Annotated in this window: 3 protein-coding genes and 2 pseudogenes; all 5 read left to right on the top strand. The window is 74.9% G+C overall.

What is annotated here, in order from left to right:
• Window positions 1-622: pseudogene (locus G9H71_RS21945) on the top strand (SDR family oxidoreductase); the annotation flags it as partial.
• Entirely contained in the window at window positions 615-1,139 is a 525-nt protein-coding gene (locus tag G9H71_RS21940; RefSeq protein ID WP_166284890.1) for a DUF1360 domain-containing protein, read from the top strand. The pseudogene G9H71_RS21945 and the gene G9H71_RS21940, both read left to right, overlap by 8 nt.
• The gene (locus G9H71_RS25390) at window positions 1,136-1,660 is read left to right on the top strand and encodes a DUF1360 domain-containing protein (RefSeq protein ID WP_331273192.1); all 525 of its coding nucleotides are present in this window, start codon (window positions 1,136-1,138) and stop codon (window positions 1,658-1,660) included. The genes G9H71_RS21940 and G9H71_RS25390 overlap by 4 nt, the downstream gene beginning before the upstream one ends.
• Before the next feature lie 432 nt (window positions 1,661-2,092).
• Entirely contained in the window at window positions 2,093-2,428 is a 336-nt protein-coding gene (locus G9H71_RS21930) for a WXG100 family type VII secretion target (RefSeq protein ID WP_166284889.1), read from the top strand.
• Window positions 2,425-2,933 (top strand): annotated as a pseudogene (locus G9H71_RS21925) (hypothetical protein); the annotation flags it as partial. The gene G9H71_RS21930 and the pseudogene G9H71_RS21925, both read left to right, overlap by 4 nt.

Here is a 2,933-nt window from a genome sequence, read left to right as displayed (position 1 = left end):
CATCCCCGGCCAGTCGGCCTACTGCGGCTCCAAGCACGCGATCCAGGGGCTCAGCGACTCCTTGCGGGCCGAGCTGCTGCACGACAAGAGCGGCGTGACGCTGACGATGGTCCAGCTGCCCGCCATCAACACCCCGCAGTTCCGGATGAACAAGTCCTACATGCCGCGCAAGGCCCAGCCGGTGCCGCCGATCTACCAGCCGGAGGTGGCCGCGCAGGCGATCCTCAAGGCGGCCGAGGGGCGCCGTCGGGAGTACTGGGTCGCGCCGATCACCGCGCTGACGATCCTCGGGGACAAGGTCGCGCCCGGCCTGCTCGACCGCTATCTCGGGCGCACCGGCCTCGACTCCCAGCAGGTCGACGAGCCGGAGGTGCCGGGGCGCCCGGACAACCTCTATGCCCCGCTCCCGGGCGACCACGGCGCGCACGGCGCCTTCGACGACCAGGCCAAGCCACGCACCGTCGAGTGGCTGCCGCCGGCGTTCCCCCGTGCCCTCGTAGGCGTCGGCGCGACGCTCACCTTCACGTCGGCCACGCTCGCGTCCGCCGCTCTCACCCGGGCCGCAGCCCTGCTGCCCGCCGCCTCCCGCACCTCGCCGAGATGGGGCCTCTTCCGTGGCTGAAACACCGTTCGTCAACTCGCTCACCGAGAAGGCCCGCGAGCACAAGCACGCCTACTCCCAGGGGGAGGACCGCCCGCTCGGCTCCTACGCAACTCTGATCACCGCGTACTCGACCATCGGCCTGGGCGCACTGACGTTCGCGGCTTCACGGAAGAGCACTACGCGGATCTCTGCTGCCGACATCGCGCTCGTGGCCGCCGCGACCTTCAAGGCCTCGCGCGTCATCACCAAGGGCACGATCACCTCTCCGATCCGGGCGCCCTTCGTGAAGTTCGCCGGCGTCTCCGGGCCGAGCGAGCTCAAGGAGGAGATGCGCGTCGAGGGGCCGCTGCGCGCGCTCGGCGAGCTCGTCACCTGCCCGTTCTGCCTCAGCCAGTGGATCGCGACCACCTTCACGACGGGCCTGTTCCTCGCCCCGCGCCAGACCCGGGCCGTCGCGTCGGTGTTCGCCGCCGTCGCGGGCTCGGACTTCCTGCAGCTGCTCTACGCGCAGGCGGAGCAGGCGGCGGAGAAGTGAGCCGCGCGGACGAGCCCGCGCCGGTGCGGGCGATCCACGCGGAGAAGGCCGCCTACACCGGGGGCGAGGAGCGGCCGCTCGGCTCGTTCGTCGCGCTGATGGGGACGTACGCCGCGGCCGTCGGCGCCGGCGCGCTCGCGCTGCGGGCCAGCGGCAAGCAGCTGCCCGAGCGCGTCTCCGCGGCCGACCTGGCGCTGATGTCCGTCGCCACGCACAAGCTCTCCCGGCTGATCGCGAAAGACCCGGTCACCAGCCCGCTGCGCGCGCCGTTCACCAAGTTCGCCGGCACGAGCGGCGAGGCCGAGCTGGCCGAGGAGGTCCGCGGCTCGGGCCCGCGCAAGGCTCTCGGCGAGCTGGTGACGTGCCCGTTCTGCATCGGGCAGTGGGCCGCGACCGGCTTCGCCTTCGGGCTCGTCGTCGCCCCCCGCGCGACCCGGATGGCAGCGGCGGTCCTCACGGCCGTCACGGCGGCGGACGTGATGCAGCTGGGGTACGCGAAGCTGGAGGAGGCGGCGACGTAGGCCGCTCGGCCGGCCCGCGGGCTTGGCCTGCGAGCACGCCGCGTCTGGTGGTCGTCGGGCAAGCGACCCCGCATGCTCGGGTTGTCCGTGATCGTTGGCCCCAGCGGCTGCCCTCACAGCCACCCACGCCAAACGATCACTTCGTACCGCGGGCGTGCGGCGTCCGGTGTCGTCGGGGCAGCAGCCGGCGCCGCATGCTGTCCACGGCCCGCGAGGCATGCGGCGTCCGGCGTCGCGGGGGCGGCAGTAGGCGCCGCATGCTCCGCCGACGCCTCGCCACGAGCCGGAGCGCTTCCCCCCTGACACGCCTGTCCACAGCCCGACCCCGCCGACCGCGGTCGTCCACCGACACGTGCCGAGCGCCTCGGCGACGCCTTCGCCCTGCCTAGCGTCGCGGCATGCGATCTTCCAGCCGTCGGCCCGGTGCCCCCCATGTCCCTCGGTGAGCCGCTCGAGGACCTGGCACGCCGGGTGTCGCGGTTCGCCGACGACGTACGCCGCGAGCACGCGCGGCTGCGGACGGCCGTTCCCGCGGTGCGCTGGGCTTCCTCCGCGGCGAGCCGCTTCCGCGAACGGGCCGAGGAGCACGCCCAGGCGCTGGCGCGCGCCGCGGACCGGCTGGACGAGGCCGCGACCAGCCTCCTGCAGCACGCGCGGCAGGTGCGTGAGCGCGAGGAGGACCTGGCCGAGGCGGTGCTCGGAGGCGTACGCGCCGCGGCGGGCGCACTCCACGACGCGGCCGGTGCCGTCGCCGGGCGGCTGCGGTGACCACCCGGAGCGGAGCCGGACCGGAGGTCTCGCACGTGCAGGTGTCGGGCGGAGCCGGCGGGGTCGAGGCGCACTACGACGACCTGCTGGCCCTCGCCGGCCTGTTGCGCACGAGCGGGCAGACGCTGCGACGTGCGTTGGGCGACACCGTGCAGGCCGCCGCACATCCCGCGCTCGCCGCTTCGATCGCGCTGTCGCCGGGGTCCGCGCTCGACGCCGAGGCCGCGCTGCTGTCCGCCGCCGGGCCTGGCGGCCTCGTGGAGGCGGCGGCGACCGCGGACGGGTTGGGGCGGCTGCTGCAGGTGGCGGTGGCGACGTACCGCGCGGCCGACGCCGGCCTCACCCTGGGGCAGGACGCTCTCGCCTCGGCGGGAGGGGTTGCCGTCGGCGCGGCTCTCCCCGTCCTGGCGCCAGTGGCCGCCGTTGCCGGGCTCGACGGCCTGGAGCGGGCCGCCGCGTCCTCCGCCGGCCTCGTGCAGCCCGTGGCGCGCGGCCTGGCCGGGGT

The organism is Motilibacter deserti (genome assembly GCF_011250635.1).
Classification (GTDB): domain Bacteria; phylum Actinomycetota; class Actinomycetes; order Motilibacterales; family Motilibacteraceae; genus Motilibacter_A; species Motilibacter_A deserti.
The sequence above is the reverse complement of the archived record's forward strand: the minus strand, read 5'-3'. Positions and strand labels throughout refer to the sequence as shown.

Excerpts from the sequence above, each read along its gene's own strand:
- G9H71_RS21930 (WP_166284889.1), top strand. The coding sequence starts at position 2,093 with ATGTCCCTCGGTGAGCCGCTCGAGGACCTGGCACGCCGGGTGTCGCGG.